Source organism: Streptomyces sp. NPDC001339 (genome assembly GCF_042895955.1).
Lineage (GTDB): Bacteria > Actinomycetota > Actinomycetes > Streptomycetales > Streptomycetaceae > Streptomyces.
This window is the reverse complement of sequence record NZ_JBIAWT010000014.1, coordinates 48,364-64,870: the sequence shown is the minus strand read 5'-3', so window position 1 is coordinate 64,870 and position 16,507 is coordinate 48,364. Positions and strand designations below refer to the sequence as shown.

Here is a 16,507-nt window from a genome sequence, read left to right as displayed (position 1 = left end):
CGTCACGCCACCTCCACGATGTCCAGGGCCGAGGACAGCACCCCGACCGCGTCACAGCCGGCGAAGACGAACGCGTCCACACCGGCGCGTACGTACTCCTCCCGGCGCTCGCCCGGCTTGCCCGCCAGGTACACCCGCAGCGCCCCCGCGGACTTCAGCGCGCCCGCCGCCTCCGCCGCCTGCTCCCCGTACACCCCGTCGCTGGAGCACAGACACGCGGTCCGCGCGCCGCTGCGGGCGAACGCCTCCGCCACCGACCCCGCATCCACGGCCTCCTGGACGGCCTCGATGCCGCCCGCCTGGAAGAGGTTGGCGGCGAATGTCACCCGGGCGGTGTGCGCCGCTACGGGGCCGAGCGCGGCCAGGAAGACCTTCGGGCGGGCGCCGGCCGCCGCCAGATGCGCGTCGGAACGCGCCCGCAGCAGCTCGTACGCATCGTCCCGGCGGACCCGCGGCAGCCCTCCGCGCACCGGCGCGGGGGCCGGCTCGCGGTGCACCGGCTGCTCGGCGAGGTGCGGGAACTCGCTGACGCCGGTGATCGGTTCACGGCGGTGCCGGAGGTCCTCGGTGCGGCGCTCCCAGGTGCGCGCGAGGCGCTCGGCGAGCTTCCCGGAGCGCAGCGCCGCGGCCTGCCCGCCCGCCGCCTCGACCTCCTGGAAGAACGCCCAACCCGCGCGGGCCAGTTCATCGGTGAGGCGCTCCACGTACCAGGAGCCGCCCGCCGGGTCGATCACCTTCGACAGATGAGACTCCTCCAGCAGCACCGACTGGGTGTTACGGGCGATCCGGCGGGCGAAGGCGTCGGACAGGCCCAGCGCGGCGTCGAACGGCAGCACCGTCACCGCGTCCGCGCCGCCCACACCGGCCGCCAGACCGGCGACCGTGGTGCGCAGCATGTTCACCCACGGGTCCCGACGGGTCATCATCACCGAGGAGGTGACCGCGTGCTGGCGCTGCGCGGACGCCTCGGGCGAGGCCCCGCACACCTCGGCGACCCGCGCCCACAGCCGGCGGGCCGCGCGCAGCTTGGCGATGGTCAGGAACTGGTCCGCGGTGGCGGCGTAGCGGAACTCCAGCTGCCGGCAGGCGTCGTCGATACCGAGCCCGGCAGCGGTCAGCTGCCGCAGCGCGGCGACGCCGGTGGCCAGCGAGGTGCCCAGCTCCTCCGCGGCCGAACCGCCCGCCTCGTGGTACGGCAGCGCGTCCACCGCCCAGGCCCGCACCCCCGGTGCCTCGGCGGCACAGCGTCCGGCCAGCCGGGCCGCGGCCTCGAGCTGGACCCGCAGCTTGCTGTCGTCGCCGGTACGGGCCAGCAGACCGAGCGGATCGGCGCCCAGGCAGCCGACGGCCTCGCTCAGCGGCGCCCCGGACGCCGTGTACAGCCGCAGATACTCCTCCGCCGCCGGGACGAAGTCGGCGCCCGCGTCCAGGACCACCGCGGCCAGGTCGAGATAGACGCCCCGGAGTGCCTCCTCCAGACCGGTCACCGGGATCCCGCCGTCCCCGACGGTCAGCCAGAGGGAGGTGCTGCCGTTCTCCAGGTCCGCGAGCACCGCTTCGTTGGCGCGCCGCGGATCGGTCTGCACATGGCGCTGGCGTACGTCCCAGCCTCCGACGGCCGTGCCCTCGGGCCGGCCGGCCCGTAGGAAGGGCGGGAAACCGGGGTGCCCCAGGGCGGTGCCGCCGTCCTCGGCGGTGTAGAGCGGCCGGACGCGGATGCCGTCCTGGAGATCCGTGGCGAGCGCGTCCTCGGCGGCGGGTCCCGTGGCTTCCGTGACGCCCGATTTGCGCAGTACGCCTTCGACGAGGCGCTGCCACTGCTCTCGGTCGGCATCCGGGAAGGCGGCGGCCAGGGGGAGTTCGGGGGACTCGGCGGTCATGGCAGCAGGCTAGGCGAACGACCGTTAGCCGGAGCAGGGGCGCCGGCTGTGATGTTGCACTCGTTGACCTGCCAGGGAACTTCCTGTCCATTGACCTGCCAAGGACCTTCCTGTCCATTCCGTGCGGTGGCAGGTGCTCCTGGGCTCCGGCGGTGACCGTTCAGGGGGTTGGACGGTTGGTCACGGTGGCCGGTTCGCCGCGGTGGGCGCGGCTCCCGGACGGAGGAGCACGATGGACCAGTCACCGGGCATCCGCACCAAGCCCGTCGCCACGCTGCTGCTGGCCGCCGCCGCGCTGGTCTGCGCGGTGCCGGGAGCCGAGTCCCCCGGCCACGCCGCGGGCTGTACCGCACGCCGGATCGCTTCCTGGTCGGCCGACTCCCGGCAGATCGCGGAATTCGTCCGGTACGGCGATGACAACACCAGGGTGGACGACTGGACCGGCGGTGACGGCACCCACTCGGTGCGCCTGCCCGACGGCCGGACCCTCTGGCTCTTCTCCGACACCTTCCTCGACCGGATCCACCCGCCGCCCAACCCTCAGGGGGAGCCCCACTCCTGGCGCACCGCGGACAACGGGCGGCCGCCCTTCCTCCGCCACAACTCCGCCGTATTGATGTCCCGTTCGGGCCGGCTGGAGCGCACCCTGACCGGCCGCACCCCGGATGGACCCGGCCCGTTCTTCCCCGACCCGGCGGACGGCGGCTTGCGCTGGCCCGTCCGCGCCCGCGTGGAACCCCGTACGCCCGGATCCCGGGAGAAGGTGGTCCGGGTACTGCTGTGGAACCGCGCGCCCGGAACCGGGCCGTGGATCTTCGGGGTCCCGCGCGCCACGGACGTCGCCACGCTGTCGCTGCCAGGGCTGCGGCTGGAGAGCATCCGGGAGGCGGTCGGCCAGAGCGCCGTCACCGACCCGGAGCGGCGCGTCCTCTACGGCGCCGCCGCCGTCGGCGAGGGCGGCTGGACGTATGTCTTCGGTGCCGACGAATCGCCGTCCGCGCCGGGCTCCAGCGCCTACCTCGCACGGGTCCCGGCCGGGCGGCTCGCCGACCGGGGCGGCTGGCGCTTCTGGGACGGCACCCACTGGCGGCGGAGTCCCGAACAGGCCGTGCCGGTGCTGCGGGACGGCGGACGGCGCGGCGTCGGCACCGGGTTCACCGTCGTACGGGAGGGCCCCGCCTGGGTGCTGTTCACCATGGACACCGGGGGAGACGGCACGGCCGCGACACAGGCCCTCACCAGCTACTGGTCCTGCTCACCCCAGGGCCCCTGGCACGGCCCGAACGGCCGCCTCACGCCGCCCCGCCCGCCCGCACCCGACCCCCGCTACGTCATCGTCTACAACCCCCAGGCCCACCCGGAGTTCACCACGGACGGGCGCCTCCTGCTCAGCTATGACGTCAACTGGCTGGGCCCGCCCGGCGTCCCGCCCGACGCCCGGCTCAACGGCGATGTGGACCTGTACCGGCCCCGGTTCCTGCGGGTGCGGATGGCGGCGGACACGGAGCCGTGACGCAGAATCAACTGCCGTGCCGCTCCCGCCACTTACGGGCCTGCTCGTCGATGTCGAACGGAACGAGATGCAGCGGCGGGCCGTCGAGCGGGGTGCGCAGTGCCGCCCGGATCCGCTCGTTGACCGCGGTGAGGATGCGGCGCAGCGCGGCCTCGGACGGGGCGTCGGCCGCCGCCTTCAGGGCCTCCTCGGCCTCCTTGCGCAGAGCGAGGCTCGGCGGAAGGCAGGAGAGATTCTCCCGGTCCATCTTCTCCCTGACCCACCACATGTCGTCGTACGGCCGGTCGAGGTGCGGGAGGGGCTTGCCGGCCCCGGGCAGATCGGCGAAGTCGCCGCGCTCCGTTGCCTCGCGGATCTGCTTGTCGACCCAGGTCTCGAAGGTGACGCCGGGTGGTTTGCGCTCGGTCATCGCATATCTCCCCAGGGTGCGGTGGTATCTGTCAGCCTACGCCGCTGTCGTTCGCGGTGCCGGTACCGCTCGTACCGTCACCGCTGTCCGTCGCGCCGCTCGGGCTCGGCTGGACCACCGGGAAGGCGTTGTTTCCGCCGCACACCATGGGGTTGAGCCGGAACGTCGCACCCACCAGTGTCACGGCGACCCGCTCCGGCGGCCCGCCGCCGGGCACCCGGGCATTGGCCGCGGTGCACACCAGCTGGTTCAGTGAGGCGGAGCCCGGCGGCCCGGACTTCCTCGGCAGAGTGATCGTGACGGTACCCTCGCCGGTGGCGACGGTCAGCGGGCCGGGGAATGTCGACAGGGCGGTGGTCAGGCCGCGCATCCGCTCGGCGTGGTTCGGCCCCTTCATCAGCAGCTCGATGGCTTGCTCCGGGTCGACCGGGGCCTTCGCCGGACGGGTCGCGGAGCGCAGTCCGGACGCTCCGTAGAAGAACAGCTGGACATCGGCCGCCGGCTGGCCGGGGGACTTCACGCCGATCGCGGGCTCGCCGGCGTCGATCACATCGGTCGGCGCGATCCCGCAGCCGGCCAGCGCGCCGGCGAGTGCGGTGCCGGCCACGCCGCCGAGCAGCCGCCGCCGGGCCCGCACCGCGCGCCGTCCGTTCCGGCCGTTCAGTCCGTCCGGCCTGTTCCAGGCGGTCATCCGTCGTTCTCCTTCCCGGCTCCGGCGCCTGCCGCGCGCTCCGTCCCGTCCGCTCCGTCGGTCCCGTCCACTCCGTCCGGTGCGTGTGCTCCGTCCGTCCCGCCCTCGCCGCCCGGCTCGTCCTGCCGCAGCGGCAGGTCCACCGTGAACACCGCGCCCCCCTCGGGGGAGTTGGCGGCCCGCATCGTCCCGCCGTGCAGCCGTACGTTCTCCATGGCGATGGCCAGGCCCAGGCCGCTGCCCTCCGAGCGGGCGCGGGCGGAGTCCGCTTTGTAGAAGCGCTCGAAAACGTGCGGCAGTACGTCGGGGTCGATGCCGGGACCGCTGTCGGAGATCTCGATCAGCAGCCGGCCGGCGCCCGGCTCCGGCGTGCGCAGCAGCACCCGGACCGGCTCACCGCCGTGGTGCAGCGCGTTGCCGACCAGGTTGGCGACCACCACATCGAGCCGCCGGGGATCGAGCCTGGCCCGTACGTCCTCGGGCAGCTCCGCTGTCACCCGCTGCTGCCAGGCCCTGGCCTGCAGCGTCTTGCGGATGGTCTCGGCGACGTCGACCTCGTCGAGATGGAGCGCCGCGGCCCCGGCGTCGAACCGCGAGACCTCCATCAGGTCCTCCACCATCCGCGCCAGCTTGCCGGTCTCCTGACTGATCAGCCGGACCGCGGAGGCGGTGTCGGGGTCGAGGGAGTCGGCGTCCTCGTCGAGTACGTCGGTGACCGCGCTCATCGCCGCCAGCGGCGTGCGCAGTTCGTGCGAGACATCGGCGGCGAACCGCCGGGAGTTGGCCTCCAGCCGCCTCAGCTCGGCCATGCTCTCCTCCAGCCGGGCCGCCATGTCGTTGAACGTCCGCGACAGATCGGCGAGTTCGTCGGCGCCCTTGACCTCCAGCCGGGTGTCGAGTTTGCCCTCCGCGATCCGTCCGGCGGCCTGCCGCAGCCCCCGCACGGGCCGCAGCACCCCGCGGGCGGCGAGCAGTGCCGGGATCACCGCGAGGATCAGGACCGGCAGCGCGCCCCGCTGTGCGGCGCTCACCAGCGCCTCGACGTTGGCCTCCTCGGCATGCAGCGGGAGCCGGGCGTAGACGGACAGCGCGGAGGCCTGGCCGTCGGACTGCCGGACCGGCATACCGATCAGCAGCCAGGGGTCGCCGCTCCGGTCGATGCGCTGGAACACCGGCACATGGCGCGCGTCCACCGAGGCCTTGAGCTCGGCGGGGATCACCAGATGGCTCCGGAGCCCGTTCTCGGCACTGTCCGGGACGCCCCGGTAGTGCACCGAGATGTCCCAGTCACGGGACTTGCCGGCGCGCTCCAGCTGGACCCGGAAGTTGTCCAGGTCGGCCTGGGACGGCGGTACCGAGAGCTCCGGCGCCAGCGAATTGACCTGCGCCCGCAGATCGTTGACGGCGATGTCCTGGGACCGCTGGAGGATCGCGTTACGGGCCTCGCGGTAGGTCAGCAGGGCGGTGGTCAGCGCGCTCACCGCGGCCACCACCAGGAACCCCACCACGAGACGGGCCCGCAGGCCCCGCAGCAGGGTCAGGGCGCGGGGCCGGGACGGCATCCGGCGGCCGTGGGGCTTCACAGGGGCCCGAAGCGATAGCCGAAGCCCCGTACCGTCTGCACGTACCGGGGGCTGCGCGGGGTGTCCTCTATCTTCGTCCGCAGCCGCATCACACAGGCGTCCACCAGCCGCGCATCGCCGTGGTAGCTGTGCTCCCACACATGCTCCAGCAACTGCTGGCGGCTGAAGACCTGCCCCGGCGTCGCGGACAGGAACAGCAGCAGCTTCATCTCCGACGGCGCCAGCGCCAGATCCTTGCCGCCCTTGGTGACGACCAGACCGGCCCGGTCGATGGCCAGTTCGCCGTACGTCTCGACCGGGGCGGGTCCCGGCTCCGCGGCCGCCGGCGCACCGTCCGCGGGCAGCGCGGTACGCCGCAGCACAGCACGGATGCGCGCTTCGAGGACCTCACCGCGGGCCGGCTTGACGATGTAGTCGTCCGCCCCGGCCTCCAGCCCGAGCACCACATCCAGATCGTCGCCGCGAGCGGTGAGCATGATGATCGGCAGCTGCCGTTCGGCGCGGATCAGCCGGCAGATCTCGAAGCCGTCCTTGCCGGGCAGCATCAGGTCCAGCAGCACGATGTCCGGGCGGAAGACCGGCAGGACCGTGAGGCCCTCCTCACCGCTGGCCGCGGCCGCCACCTCGTGGCCGCGCCGCCGTAGCGCGAGGGTCACCCCGTCCCGAACGGCGGCGTCGTCCTCGATCAGAAGTACACGTGGCATGGGTCCAGTATCAATAAGTTTCATGATGGATCCGTAACAGGAGCATCCTGTCCCGTCCGGGGTGCATCTGTCGTGGTGGAAGGCGGCGGGTGGACATATCGCCCGCCTCCGTCCGGTACGGACACCAGCACGACGCAAGGGGACGGGATCGGGATGGCTCGGCGCTTCGGAATTGAGGGCGGCATCATAGGAGTTGTGGCGGCGGCGGTGGTGTCGCTGGGGATCGTGGGAGCCGTCGCCTCCGGCCAGCTCGGTGGCACCTCCACGGCCGAGGCGGACAGCTCCGCTTCCGCCCGGCCGCCCGAGACGGCCCAGGTCGACCCGTCCATCGTGCACGCCTCGGACCGTCCCGGCCGCAGCCAGAACATCACCATCGACGACGGCCCGGACCCGACCTGGACGCCCAAGGTCCTCGATGTGCTGAAGAAGCACGACGTCAAGGCGGTCTTCTGCATGATCGGCCCGCAGGCCGAGGCCCACCCCGACCTGGTCAAGAAGGTCGTGGCCGGCGGACACAAGCTCTGTGACCACAGCATGAGCCACAACACCGGTATGGACCACAAGCCGGAGAGCTACCAGTCCCGGGAGATCCTCGACGCACAGAAGAAGATCGAGGACGCGGCCGGCGGCGCCAAGGTCGAGTACTACCGCGCCCCCGGCGGCGCCTTCACCCCCCACAGCCGCAAGGTCGCCGCCCAGCACGGCATGCGTCCACTGGGCTGGCGGGTCGACAGCAAGGACTTCGAGGGCGGCAGCGCCGCGACGATCGAGTCGAGGGTGCGCGGGGAACTCCGCAACGGGCCCACGATCCTCTTCCACGACGGCGGCGGCAACCGCGCCCGGACGGTCGAGGCGCTGGACCGGCTGCTGCCGTGGATGAAGGAGCAGGGCTACGGGTTCGGGTTTCCGCAGCGGTGACCAAGGCAGGGAGTGGCGGCGGTAGCTCGCGAAGAGGCCGCCGCCATGGTCGCGGAAAGGCCGTCGCCCGGGTGCTTCCCCGGGCGACGGCCTCTTTCTCTTCCTGAACCTCTTCTCTTCTCCTGCTCTTGTCGTGAATCTCTTCTCTTCCTGAATTTCTTCCTGGAATCTGCCGGTAGCGGCTATCCACTGGTACGGCGTCGTCACGCCGCGCCGAACAGCTCCGCCAGCTCGCGCTCCATGCCCAGATGCGCGGCCTCGCCGCCCGACGGCACCACCTCGTAGGAACGGGCGAGGAACCGCCGCACGTCCGCGGTCTTCAACTGGAGCATGGCGATGCCTTCCTCCGCGTGGAACTCCATCACCGTCCGGTCCGGGCCGCACGGCCGTACCCGGACGTCGCCCCGCCCGGCCGGCGTCCGCAGGCCCTCGTCCAGGAGCTCGCGGGCGAACGCCCAGTCCACCGCGGACCCGTCCAGCGAGATCTCCGGCGGGAAGGACATCCGTACGGCCAGGGGGTCGGCGGGCTGGTAGTGCAGCATGGCCGGGAACGCGTGCGGGCCGGGGGTGGTCGCGATGAGACGGACCTGGACGGCTTGGTCGATGACGGTGTTCATCGCGCTGCTCCCTCACGGCTGTCGGTCATGGGCAAGAGCGGTCATGGGCACTAGCTCGTCCAGTAGGACGGTCTGTCCGGTCTCGCCGTGCACGCGACAGGTGTGTGATGTATCTCACCTTGACGATGGGTTGTCCTGGTCATCGCAGGTGTTGCCCGGACAGCGCCATCAATCTGTGGGGCCCGGTGGGATCGACCCGTGGGGTGGCGTCATCGACCCGTGGGGCGGACCAGGAACTCGTCCACGATCCCCGGGGCCGCCGCCGCGGCGAAGCCCGCGGCATCGGCGGCCGCGAGATCCCGGACGTGATAGCCGTCCTCGCCCGCCGCCACCGCGGCGGTCAGCGTGACCAGCCCGGACCGGCGGGTGAACGGTGACGTCGAGAACGTCCAGGCCGCGATCGCCTCGCGCTGGAGGGCGAGGGTGTCGCGGCTGAAGGTCCCCGACCGGGCGACCAGGCAGCCGCCCTCGATGCCATGTCCCAGACTGCGGTACGCGTCCCGGGCCAGCCACAGTACGAGCGGCGTGGTGACCACCGCGTAGATCCAGGCGCAGTGCAGCAGGACGGGCGTGAACGCGGCGCCGAGCCCGGCGAGCACGGCGGTGCCGGGCAGCACGACGAACAGCAGTCCGCGCATCCGGCGCCGCCGCAGGGCGGCACGCGGGTGCGGCGCCAGTGGTGCCGGTGCGCTACTCCCGGGGGTTCCGGGGGGTGCCGGTGGGGTACTTCCGGGAAACGGTGAGCGCAGCGCGCCGCTCGCCACCCGCAGTGCCTCCGGGCGGGGCGCCGGCGGCAGCAGCCCGCTGCGCTTGCGGTTCTCCTCGCGGTTGCCCAGGCCGCCGGCCACCGCACGGACCAGTGCGCCGCCGCCCGCCCGCAACAGCAGCGGTTCCCGCAGCACCACACCGCGCAGCCGGGCCCGTTCGATGGTCACCGAGCGGGTGGTGAACAGCCCACGTCGCACCCGCAGTGTGTGGGTATCGGTCCACTCCAGGGAGTACTGCCACCAGTTCTCGACGTAGAGCGCGACGGCGCCGACCGAGCCGAGCGCGACTATGGCCAGCAGCGCGGCGGGAATCGTCAGCCAGAGCGCGCTCGCGCCGAACTCGTCGAACGCCCGCCGGACGAAGCCGAGTTTCCACGGCTCGATGCCGATGCCGTCCAGCACCCGGTAGAGCGATCCGGCCACCGCGAACACCCCGCCGACGACCCAGAAGGTGAGCGGCGCATAGCGCAGCCAGCGCCAGCTGATGCGGGCCAGGACCGGGTCCTCCGCGACCGTCCGGGCACCGGCCCGGGCGAGCAGCTCCGTACGCAGCCGGTCCGCCTCGGCGACCGTGAGTGCGTCCAGCGAGAGCCCGCCGCCACTCTCGCCGGAGCCCGCCGTACCCGCCCGCAGCACGGTGACGCCCAGCAGCCGGTGCAGCGGTGACGCCGTCAGGTCGACGGTGCGGATGCGGTGCAGCGGCACACTGCGCAGCCGCCGGTTGAACAGCCCGCTCCGTACGGTGAGGGTGTCGGGGGTCACCCGGAACTCCGTGCGCGCCCAGCGGATCAGGCCGAGGGCGGTGATGACGGCGAACGAGGCGGCGATGGCTCCGAGCGTGATCCAGGCGCCGGTGGTGATCCGGCCCCCGGTGGCCAGCGCGGTCAGCGCCAACGAGGCGAGGGGTGCCCCCAGCCAGCCGCAGTGCACCAGAAGGGTGCGCGGGTCCAGTCGGCGCCACTGCGCCCTCGCGTCGGAGGGATCGGAGGGAGGGGAGGGGGCGGAGGGAGAGGCGGGTGCGGGTGTGGATGTGGGCGTGGGTGTGGGGGGCATGGGCGGCGTGGGGGGTACCTCCGGTCCGGGCGGCGTGCTCATGCGGCATCACCCGGCACGTCCTGCGCCGCCTCGCCGATCCGCCGGGAAAGCTCCTCGGCGTCCGCGTCGGACAGCCCGGCGATCTTGATGTCGCCGGCCGTCGACGCGGTGGTGACGGTGACCGTCGCCAGCCCGTACCGCCGCTGCAGCGGTCCGCGCACCGTGTCCACCGTCTGCACCCGGGACAGCGGTGCGATCCGCCGCTTCTGCCAGAACCAGCCGCTCGCCGCGTAGACCGCCGCCCCGCCCAGTTCCCAGGCGTGCACCGCGTACCGCCACCGCGGCATCAGCGCGAGATAGCCGACGGCGGGCAGGACGAGCACGACCAGAAGCAACGGCCCCAGCCATGGCAGCGCGCCGGGGAAGAAGAGGAGCGACAGTACCGCCATGACCAGCGCGGTGACCAGCAGCGGGCCGCTGAGCGTCAGCAGGGCCTGGAGGGTCCACCAGCGGCGGGCCCGGGGATCGACGCGGTGGCGGGGTGGGCGCAGGAGCGGGGCGGCGGGCCCGGACATGAGATCACCGGTTTCAAGTCAGTTGTATTGAGTAGCGGTAGGCTACGTTATAGCGATACGAGTGACTTGTAAAAGCGGTTCGGAGGTTCCGTTCTTGCCCAAGAAGGTGGATCACGAAGCCAGGCGCCGGGAGATCTCCGAAGCGCTCTTGCGGATCGCCGGCACCCGCGGCCTGGACGGCGCGAGCCTGCGCGATGTCGCGGCGGAGGCCGGTATCTCGCTCGGCCGGCTCCAGCACTACTTCCGCACCAAGGACGAGATGCTGCTCTTCGCCCTCCGGCACATCAATGGGCTGGCCGCCGACCGCGTCCGCGAGCGCATCGAGGCGCTCCCGGGCGCGCGCACCCCGCGCGACGTACTGCGCGCCTGCCTGTCGGGCATGCTGCCGCTGGACGACAAGAGCCGCGTCGGCCAGCTGGTCGGCGCCGCCTACTACGCCCGCGCCGTCCATGACGAAGCCCTGCGCGCCGAAGCCCGACAGGGCATCCCCCAGCTCCGCGCCTTCTTCGCCGATCAGCTCCGGCTGGCCGCCGCGCGCGGTGAGCTGCCGCCGGAACGCGCCACCGAGGACGAGGCGATGCTCCTGATCGGCCTGGTCGACGGGCTCGCCACCTATGTCCTGCTGGATGTGCACGGCCCCCGGACCGCGCTACGTCTGCTCGACCGGCACCTGGCCGACCTGTTCGGAGACGCGGCCCCGGCTGCCGCCGACGGCCGCCCCGTCGCCCCCTGAAGCCGGATCGAGCGTCTCATCCCCGTCGGACGGCTCACTCCGCCCGACGGTTCACTCCGTCCGCCGACGCACTCCGTCCGCCGGCTCGGTCCGCCCGACTGCTCACTCCATCAGGCTGCCGAGACGTCCCTCCAAGACGACCAGCAACTCGCCCAGCGCGGCGGAGAGTTCGCCCTGCCGCACGTCGCCGATGCCGTCGAGCAGCGACGCCTCGTACCGGAGCTGTTCGGGCAGCAGCCGGTCGATGGTCTCGCGGCCCTCGTCGGTGAGCGAGAGGTGCGCGACCCTGCGGTCCCGCTCGTCGGGCCGGCGGGCGATCAGCCCCCGCTCCTCCAGCTGCCGTACGCGTTTGGTCACCGCGGCGCCGGAGGCGAAGGTCTCGCGGGCCACCCGTCCGGGAGTCAGCTCACGGTCCATCCGGCGCAGGGTGGCGAGGATGTCGAACTCGGGACGGGCGAGTCCGGCCCGCCGCAGCGGCGCGTCGGCTGCCTGCTGCAGGAGGGCGGCACACCGGTTGAGCCGCCCGATCACCGCCATCGGGCCGGTGTCCAGCCCGGGGTGCACCTGCTGCCACTGGCGCATCACCCCTGCGACGATGTCCTCGGTTGCCACCCGCACTCTCCTCTCGGCCGTGCCGTACACCCTCATGCCGTGCCGTACACCGTTGTGCCGTGCCGTACGCCCTCATTGTGCCCCGCGCGAGGGCGCCCGCCGTGCGGGTGGGGGGCGGGTGCGCGGCGGGCCTGGCGGGCGCGTGCGTCAGGCGGCCAGTGCCGGTGCCGAGAGCCGCCGGACCAGCCGGGCGAGCGTACGGTGCCCCTGTTGTTCGGCGCGGGCGATCCGCTCCTCCGGAAGCGTGCGCTGCCACCACTCGCCGGCCGCCACCTCCACCGCCTCCCGGAGCTCGACCAGGGCACCGGCCAGCCGGTCGCGCGCCCAACCGGTCTCCAGGGCATCGTCCTTCAGGGCGTCGTCGGCACCGGGCGCGGGATCCGAGGCGCCGGGCACGGGATCCGACGTGAGCAGCCGGGTGGCGGCGGCTTCCGCCTCCGCGACCCGCTCCAGCGCGAGGTCGATACGGTCCGCGGCCCGCCGGTTGGTGACCGCGACACAGCAGATCAGGCCGACCGCCGCACCCACCACGGTGTCGATCCAGCGGTCCACGACCAGCGTCCTGGCCGGCAGATGGCTGCCGAACTCGGTCAGCAGCAGCGCCATCGGCGTCACCCAGACCGTGCCGAGCCAGTAGTTCCGGCTGATGCAGGCCTCCGCGCCGAGCTGGAAGGCCAGGGCCAGCACGACCATCGCGAACTGCCCGGTGTGGATCAGCGGCAGCAGCGCGGTGAACAGCAGCAGACCGAGCAGATTGCCGAGGGTGCGTTGCAGCGCGCGCTGCCAGGAGAGCGTGGTGTTGGCCTGGTAGATCGACGCCGCGGTCACCACCGCCCAGTACGGGTGTCCGACGCCGACGGCCATCGACACCCAGCCCGCCAGTGCGCACCCGGCGGCGACCCGCGCTCCGATGGGGAGCAGCGGCGAGCCGGGCGCCAGCCGGGCGAACACCGCCCGTACCCCGCGCGGGCGGCCGGGCGCGGGCCGCCGCGGCCCCGCCGCCCCGGTTCCGGTACGCGTCGCGCCCCCGGGCGGGTCACCGGCCAGCGCCTCTGCCACGGCGACCCCGCGCAACTCCTCGGCCTGCGGCTCCGACAGCGCGACCTGGGGGAGGGCGCGGCCACCGCGCAGGTCACGAGCCCAGGCGGTGAGACGTCCGGCTTCGGCACCGGGGTCGTATCCGGCGTCCCGGACGCCCGGGTCCGTGCCGCCGCTTCGCCCGGAGGCTCCCTGGCCGCGCTCGGAGGCTCCCCGAGGCGCCACCTCCCCCAGCGCCGCTTCCGCCCGCACCAGCAGCCGTTCGAGCCCGGCCCGCTCCGTGGCCCTCTCCGGCGTGCGGGCGGCCGGGACCAGGAACAACGTGTGCCAGGCCGCGTTCACGGCAGCGGCGGCGGCATGCCGGGCCTGCGCCACTCCGGCCTGCTCTGCCCCACGACCGGCCTGCCCTGCTCCGCCACCGACTGGCTCCGCCCCGCCACCGGCCGGTTCCCGTTGCGTGGTCCCGATGCCCGGATCGGTGCGCAGCAGTCCGGCGGCGGCCTCCAGCGCACGAGCGGTCGCGATCCGCTCCGGCCCGCGCGGCCGGACGAGCCCCGGCGCCATACACACCAGCCAGGCGAGCACACCGGTACCCAGCGCCAGCGCCATGTGCAGGGGCACCTGCCCCAGGTGCTGTGGCACGAAGAACGCCGACGCGGAGATGAAGGTCGGGATCAGGTTCCCCGGAGGACCGATACGCGTCGCATCGCAGACCATCTTGTGGACTGCGGCGATCAGCGCGGCGAGCGCGACAAGGACGACGGCCGAGGTGATCAGTGACGCGGCGGTCAGTGCGATGCCCAGGCTCGCGACCATGCCGAGCACCACCCACAGCAGGGCACGGGCACGTGCGGCGTACGGCAGCCCGTGTGCGTAGAGGGCGCACATCGCTCCGGCCGAGGTGTAGAGGACCAGGTCCAGCCGGCCCACCGCGAGGAGCGTGAGATCGGGGATCGCCAGGGCTACGACCGCGCTGAACGCCGACTTGTACCAGGTGTCGACGGGGCGGCGCACCCGCACAGTGCTCTTGACCGGCAACGGCCGGGTGCGTACCACACCTCCCGGCGCGGCGCGCCCCCCTTGCCATCTGCTCCCGCCACTCCCGCTGCTCGCGCCACTCCTCTCGCTCCTCCTGTTGCGTCTCGTACCGGCGGGCTTGGCGTGCTTCCCCATAAGGGAAGGTTAGCAGGTGTTTTACTTGTAAATAATATGCGCCGGCTCACACCGGGGCCCAGCCTCAGCGGGAACTCGTACGAGAGCCCGTCCGTCACCGGGGATGCGGGGGAGCGACAATGGCCGGGTGCCAGCCGCCAAGAAGAAGACCACCACCGCGAACGCGTCCCCGGAACGCCGCCGCGAACTGCTCGACACCGCGGCCGAGGTGTTCGCCGCGCAGGGCTACAACGCCACCACCGTCCGCCGGATCGCGGACGAAGCCGGGATGCTCGCCGGCAGCCTCTACTACCACTTCGATTCCAAGGAATCGATCCTCGACGAGATCCTCTCCACGTTCCTGACTGAACTGTGGGACGGGTACGACGCCGTACTCGCCGCCGGGCTCGGCCCCCGGGAGACCATCGAGGCCCTGGTCACCGAGTCGTTCCGGGAGATCGACCGGCACCGCGCAGCCGTCGCCATCTATCAGAAAGAGGCCAAGCACCTCTCCGCCCAGCCCCGCTTCGGCTACCTCACCGACTCCCAGCAGAGATTCGAGAAGGCCTGGCTCGGCACGCTGCGGCGGGGTGTGACCGACGGCGTCTTCCGTGCCGACCTCGATATCCGGCTGACCTATCGCTTCGTGCGCGACACCGTCTGGGTCGCGGCGAGCTGGTACCGCCCGGGTGGGCAGCACAGTCCCGAGGAGATCGCCCGGCAGTACCTCTCGATGGTCCTGGACGGCATCGCCGTACGGGACTGACCCCTGCGCCCGCTTCAGCCGCTCGGCAGAGCCTTCGCGGCTGGGTATCCCGGCAGGGGGTACCTCGATACGGGCTATCTCAGCAGGGGCTGTTCTTCACGTACAGCGCCCGCGGCGACGAGGTCGTGGCGTAGCGGACGTCCTTCGTCGCGCCCTTCGGCAGGCGGCCACGGGGATCCTTCTGGTGCGGCATGACGATCGTGAAGCACGACGTCCGCTGAGTGCAGAGATTGGTCAGGCGGACGTAGCGGTTGTGGTCCTTGGTGAAGTACTTGCCTACCTTCACGCACCGCGGCCCCTGGTCGGCGGCCATCGCGTTCGAGGCACCGGCCAACGTCAGTGAGGCGCTGCACGCAACCGCCGCCAGCGCTATGGCGATCATCTTCCGCACGTTATCTCCCCCGAGAGGCATTCGGACTGGGGCTCTCCTGGCGAAACCCGCACCGGGCACCGGCTTCCCGCACCAGGCGCTGACTTCGCACGTTCATTCCCCATTGTCCATGCCCGCTCCGGCAGATTCAGCCCCGGGGGCCACACAGGGACACAATCGCGACACAAGCGCGCCCCTTTCGCTACGTGGCAGAGCTGCGCGTGGGCCACACGGCAGGGGAACGCGCCGCGAGCAGACGACCGGACCCGCAAGCCTACAACTCGGTGATGCGTCACTCACTGGTGGACGGCCGGGCCGCCACCACCTTCAGCCCGCGGTCCGCGAACTCCCGGCGCGTTGCCTCCTTCGCGCCGCCGTCCGTGATGAGAGTGTCGAAGACATCCGCGTCACCGACCCGGGCGAAGCAGCGTTCGCCGATCTTCGACGAGTCCGCGACGACCACCGCACGTCGGGCGCGCTCGGCCATGAGGCGGTTGACCCGGGCCTCCGCTTCGTCGTGCACCGTGACCCCCATCACCGGGTCCACACCGTTGGCTCCGATGAAGGCGATATCGATCGAGATCTGCTGCAGTACCAACTCGCTGAAGGGGCCGACCAGTTCGAACGATCGCGAGTGCGCTACCCCGCCGGTGAGCACGATCTTGATCTGCGGCCGTACGGCCAGCTCATTGGCGATGTTGAGGGAATTGGTCACGATCGTCAGGTGTGGCTGCGGGCCCGCCTCCGCGAAGTCCGGACGGGTGGCCAGCACCCGGGCGATCGCCGTGGTGGTCGTACCACCGCTCAGCCCGACCACGTCGCCCTGCTCGACCAGCTTCGCCGCCGCCTTGGCCACGGCCTCCTTCTCCGCCGACCGGTGCGCGTGCTTATAGCGGATCGGCAGGTCGTACGCCACGGAGCTGAGCACCGCCCCGCCCCGGGTGCGGGTCAGCAGCTGCTGCTCGGCGAGGGCGTCCATGTCACGGCGCATCGTGGCGGCCGAGACCTCGAGTGCGGTCGCTGCCTCCTCGACATCCACCCGGCCTCGGTCCCCGAGCAGCTCGAGCAGTGCGTTCATCCGTTCATGGCGCTTCATGGCGCGAGCCTAATCCGTCCCGGTCGGCCTCGATGACGTCCGCCGGAC

16 protein-coding genes are annotated in these 16,507 nt (G+C 72.3%); 4 read left to right on the top strand and 12 right to left on the bottom strand.

The window, feature by feature from the left end:
• Positions 1 to 2: 2 nt before the first annotated feature.
• Positions 3 to 1,880, bottom strand: coding sequence for a methylmalonyl-CoA mutase family protein (locus ACFY12_RS31410; RefSeq protein ID WP_390719337.1), 1,878 nt, complete (start codon positions 1,878 to 1,880; stop codon positions 3 to 5).
• Positions 1,881 to 2,112: 232 nt separating this feature from the next.
• Between ACFY12_RS31410 and ACFY12_RS31405 the strand changes: the two genes are divergently transcribed.
• Positions 2,113 to 3,393, top strand: a complete 1,281-nt coding sequence (locus ACFY12_RS31405; protein ID WP_390719336.1) for a hypothetical protein — start codon at positions 2,113 to 2,115, stop codon at positions 3,391 to 3,393.
• A 7-nt stretch (positions 3,394 to 3,400) separates the two neighbouring features.
• Here ACFY12_RS31405 and ACFY12_RS31400 read toward each other — a convergent pair whose 3' ends face one another.
• From ACFY12_RS31400 to ACFY12_RS31385, 4 genes are read right to left on the bottom strand one after another with little or no spacing between them, the layout of a single operon-like run.
• Positions 3,401 to 3,802: a DUF1992 domain-containing protein gene (locus tag ACFY12_RS31400; protein ID WP_390719335.1), complete on the bottom strand. Its 402-nt coding sequence runs from the start codon at positions 3,800 to 3,802 to the stop codon at positions 3,401 to 3,403.
• 31 nt (positions 3,803 to 3,833) lie between these two features.
• The gene (locus tag ACFY12_RS31395) at positions 3,834 to 4,493 is read right to left on the bottom strand and encodes a hypothetical protein (RefSeq protein ID WP_390719334.1); all 660 of its coding nucleotides are present in this window, start codon (positions 4,491 to 4,493) and stop codon (positions 3,834 to 3,836) included.
• On the bottom strand, positions 4,490 to 6,055 hold the full coding sequence (locus tag ACFY12_RS31390) for an ATP-binding protein (protein WP_390719333.1): 1,566 nt from the start codon (positions 6,053 to 6,055) through the stop codon (positions 4,490 to 4,492). The genes ACFY12_RS31395 and ACFY12_RS31390 overlap by 4 nt, the downstream gene beginning before the upstream one ends.
• A gap of 17 nt (positions 6,056 to 6,072) precedes the next feature.
• The gene (locus ACFY12_RS31385) at positions 6,073 to 6,780 is read right to left on the bottom strand and encodes a response regulator (RefSeq protein WP_390719332.1); all 708 of its coding nucleotides are present in this window, start codon (positions 6,778 to 6,780) and stop codon (positions 6,073 to 6,075) included.
• 153 nt (positions 6,781 to 6,933) lie between these two features.
• Here ACFY12_RS31385 and ACFY12_RS31380 point away from each other — a divergent pair, with 153 nt between their 5' ends.
• Positions 6,934 to 7,698: a polysaccharide deacetylase family protein gene (locus ACFY12_RS31380; protein WP_390719331.1), complete on the top strand. Its 765-nt coding sequence runs from the start codon at positions 6,934 to 6,936 to the stop codon at positions 7,696 to 7,698.
• A 203-nt stretch (positions 7,699 to 7,901) separates the two neighbouring features.
• Here ACFY12_RS31380 and ACFY12_RS31375 read toward each other — a convergent pair whose 3' ends face one another.
• From ACFY12_RS31375 to ACFY12_RS31365, 3 genes are all read right to left on the bottom strand, one after another.
• Positions 7,902 to 8,315, bottom strand: a complete 414-nt coding sequence (locus ACFY12_RS31375) for an SsgA family sporulation/cell division regulator (RefSeq protein ID WP_390719330.1) — start codon at positions 8,313 to 8,315, stop codon at positions 7,902 to 7,904.
• Positions 8,316 to 8,524: 209 nt separating this feature from the next.
• On the bottom strand, positions 8,525 to 10,135 hold the full coding sequence (locus ACFY12_RS31370; RefSeq protein ID WP_390719329.1) for a PH domain-containing protein: 1,611 nt from the start codon (positions 10,133 to 10,135) through the stop codon (positions 8,525 to 8,527).
• 38 nt (positions 10,136 to 10,173) lie between these two features.
• Entirely contained in the window at positions 10,174 to 10,692 is a 519-nt protein-coding gene (locus ACFY12_RS31365; RefSeq protein WP_390719328.1) for a PH domain-containing protein, read from the bottom strand.
• Positions 10,693 to 10,786: 94 nt separating this feature from the next.
• Between ACFY12_RS31365 and ACFY12_RS31360 the strand changes: the two genes are divergently transcribed.
• The gene (locus ACFY12_RS31360) at positions 10,787 to 11,425 is read left to right on the top strand and encodes a TetR/AcrR family transcriptional regulator (RefSeq protein ID WP_390719327.1); all 639 of its coding nucleotides are present in this window, start codon (positions 10,787 to 10,789) and stop codon (positions 11,423 to 11,425) included.
• Between the two features lie 102 nt (positions 11,426 to 11,527).
• Here ACFY12_RS31360 and ACFY12_RS31355 read toward each other — a convergent pair whose 3' ends face one another.
• A complete protein-coding gene (locus ACFY12_RS31355) occupies positions 11,528 to 12,073 on the bottom strand; it encodes a MarR family winged helix-turn-helix transcriptional regulator (protein ID WP_390719326.1) in 546 nt (181 codons plus the stop codon).
• Between the two features lie 111 nt (positions 12,074 to 12,184).
• A complete protein-coding gene (locus tag ACFY12_RS31350) occupies positions 12,185 to 13,963 on the bottom strand; it encodes an FUSC family protein (protein ID WP_390719427.1) in 1,779 nt (592 codons plus the stop codon).
• 412 nt (positions 13,964 to 14,375) lie between these two features.
• Here ACFY12_RS31350 and ACFY12_RS31345 point away from each other — a divergent pair, with 412 nt between their 5' ends.
• Complete coding sequence (locus tag ACFY12_RS31345) at positions 14,376 to 14,993, top strand: TetR/AcrR family transcriptional regulator (RefSeq protein WP_390719325.1); 618 nt, start codon at positions 14,376 to 14,378, stop codon at positions 14,991 to 14,993.
• A 79-nt stretch (positions 14,994 to 15,072) separates the two neighbouring features.
• On the opposite strand, the gene ACFY12_RS31340 is transcribed toward ACFY12_RS31345, so the two are convergent.
• Positions 15,073 to 15,375 carry a hypothetical protein gene (locus ACFY12_RS31340; protein ID WP_390719426.1) on the bottom strand — a complete coding sequence of 101 codons (303 nt, stop codon included), beginning with the start codon at positions 15,373 to 15,375 and terminating at the stop codon, positions 15,073 to 15,075.
• Between the two features lie 280 nt (positions 15,376 to 15,655).
• Positions 15,656 to 16,459 (bottom strand): DeoR/GlpR family DNA-binding transcription regulator, encoded by an 804-nt coding sequence (locus ACFY12_RS31335; RefSeq protein ID WP_390719324.1) that lies wholly within the window; start codon positions 16,457 to 16,459, stop codon positions 15,656 to 15,658.
• Positions 16,460 to 16,507 lie beyond the last annotated feature (48 nt).

What these genes read in the sequence shown, in the direction of transcription:
- ACFY12_RS31410 (WP_390719337.1), bottom strand. Translation starts at nt 1,880, where the DNA reads ATGACCGCCGAGTCCCCCGAACTCCCCCTGGCCGCCGCCTTCCCGGAT.
- ACFY12_RS31405 (WP_390719336.1), top strand. Translation starts at nt 2,113, where the DNA reads ATGGACCAGTCACCGGGCATCCGCACCAAGCCCGTCGCCACGCTGCTG.
- ACFY12_RS31400 (WP_390719335.1), bottom strand. Translation starts at nt 3,802, where the DNA reads ATGACCGAGCGCAAACCACCCGGCGTCACCTTCGAGACCTGGGTCGAC.
- ACFY12_RS31395 (WP_390719334.1), bottom strand. Translation starts at nt 4,493, where the DNA reads ATGACCGCCTGGAACAGGCCGGACGGACTGAACGGCCGGAACGGACGG.
- ACFY12_RS31390 (WP_390719333.1), bottom strand. Translation starts at nt 6,055, where the DNA reads ATGCCGTCCCGGCCCCGCGCCCTGACCCTGCTGCGGGGCCTGCGGGCC.
- ACFY12_RS31385 (WP_390719332.1), bottom strand. Translation starts at nt 6,780, where the DNA reads ATGCCACGTGTACTTCTGATCGAGGACGACGCCGCCGTTCGGGACGGG.
- ACFY12_RS31380 (WP_390719331.1), top strand. Translation starts at nt 6,934, where the DNA reads ATGGCTCGGCGCTTCGGAATTGAGGGCGGCATCATAGGAGTTGTGGCG.
- ACFY12_RS31375 (WP_390719330.1), bottom strand. Translation starts at nt 8,315, where the DNA reads ATGAACACCGTCATCGACCAAGCCGTCCAGGTCCGTCTCATCGCGACC.
- ACFY12_RS31370 (WP_390719329.1), bottom strand. Translation starts at nt 10,135, where the DNA reads ATGCCCCCCACACCCACGCCCACATCCACACCCGCACCCGCCTCTCCC.
- ACFY12_RS31365 (WP_390719328.1), bottom strand. Translation starts at nt 10,692, where the DNA reads ATGTCCGGGCCCGCCGCCCCGCTCCTGCGCCCACCCCGCCACCGCGTC.
- ACFY12_RS31355 (WP_390719326.1), bottom strand. Translation starts at nt 12,073, where the DNA reads ATGAGGGTGTACGGCACGGCCGAGAGGAGAGTGCGGGTGGCAACCGAG.
- ACFY12_RS31350 (WP_390719427.1), bottom strand. Translation starts at nt 13,963, where the DNA reads ATGTGCGCCCTCTACGCACACGGGCTGCCGTACGCCGCACGTGCCCGT.
- ACFY12_RS31340 (WP_390719426.1), bottom strand. Translation starts at nt 15,375, where the DNA reads ATGATCGCCATAGCGCTGGCGGCGGTTGCGTGCAGCGCCTCACTGACG.
- ACFY12_RS31335 (WP_390719324.1), bottom strand. Translation starts at nt 16,459, where the DNA reads ATGAAGCGCCATGAACGGATGAACGCACTGCTCGAGCTGCTCGGGGAC.